This window comes from Acinetobacter sp. MF4640, from assembly GCF_002018895.1.
In the GTDB taxonomy this organism is placed as follows: domain Bacteria; phylum Pseudomonadota; class Gammaproteobacteria; order Pseudomonadales; family Moraxellaceae; genus Acinetobacter; species Acinetobacter johnsonii.
Window position 1 is genome coordinate 1 of sequence record NZ_MVOM01000127.1, and the last position, 1,274, is coordinate 1,274.

General features: G+C 37.7%; 1 pseudogene. It reads right to left on the reverse strand.

Annotation, left to right across the window (positions count from 1 at the left end):
- Window positions 1-42: 42 nt before the first annotated feature.
- Window positions 43-1,208, reverse strand: a pseudogene (locus MF4640_RS18735) (IS3-like element ISAba21 family transposase).
- Window positions 1,209-1,274 lie beyond the last annotated feature (66 nt).

The window sequence follows — 1,274 nt, forward strand, 5'->3', positions numbered from 1 at the left end:
TGATATGTGCTGAATTAGCAGGAGACTTTCACTTGGGATATGCTAGGCAGCTAACCGATAAAAGTTCTCTGCTATTTGATTTGGCGTTTTAAAATCCAAACTCTTTTGAATTCTTCGCTGATTATAAAATAACACAATGTATTTTGTAATATCTGCTTTAGCTTCATCTCTGGTTTTATAGTTGCAATGATGCACTAATTCATTCTTGAGTATGCCCCAGAAACTTTCAATCGGTGCATTATCGTAACAGTCCCCACGTTTGCTCATTGAACCTTGAAAATCACATTTTTCCAGTATCTTTCGATATTCATGGCTGCAATATTGGCTGCCTCTGTCCGAATGAACAATTAAGCCTTTCGTTGGTTTTTGATTACGAATCGCCATAGTCAGTGCATTGCAAACAAGTTGTGCGGTCATACGCTCATTTAAGCTATAGCCAACCACTTGTTTCGTGTACAGGTCTTTTACTGCTGCCAAGTATAACCAACCTTCAGCAGTCCAAATGTATGTAATATCGCTTGACCATGCAAGATTGGGCTTAGTCATTGAAAACTGTTACTCTAGTAAATTTGCGTAGATCGCTCGATTATGATCACTCTTCGTAGTTCTTTTGAAACGCTTATGACGCTTACAATACAGCTGGTTGAGCTTTTTTATTTGACGTACAGCATACGTACTGATTTTGATACCTTGCGCTTGTAAATGCTTAGTTAATCGAATATAGCCATAGCTTTGTTTAGTTTCCTCATGAGCTATTTTGACCAAAATTGTCTGTTGATTTCGCTGAACCAATCTTTTATTCATGCCTCGTTTTAGCCAATCATAAAATCGTGACACTGAAACGTGAAGTAATCTAGCCATAAAGCTAATCGGGAATAAATGTCTTTGCTGTTTCATATAGGCGTACCTTACTGACTTTCTTTCGCAAAGTACGCTGCTGCCTTTTTTAGAAATTCACGTTCCATTTCAGCTGTTTTGAGCTGTTGTTTGAGCTTTTTATTTTCTTCGAGTAAGGCATTTAGATCAGGTGAATATTGTTTAGTGCCTGCTAAGGTGCCAGTCTTTGCTTTATTATTCCAATTTGAAAGAGTTTGCATTGAAATGCCAAGTTGTCTGGCTGTTTCCGATACATTGCCTTGATTGGCTTCAATCAATTTTATTGCTTCAACTTTAAATTCTGCGGTGTAAGTCTTCTGTTTCTTGCTCATGGTAAACTCCTGATGAGTGTCTATAGTTTACCAAGTTAAAACCTCCTGTTTTCTCAGCACACATCA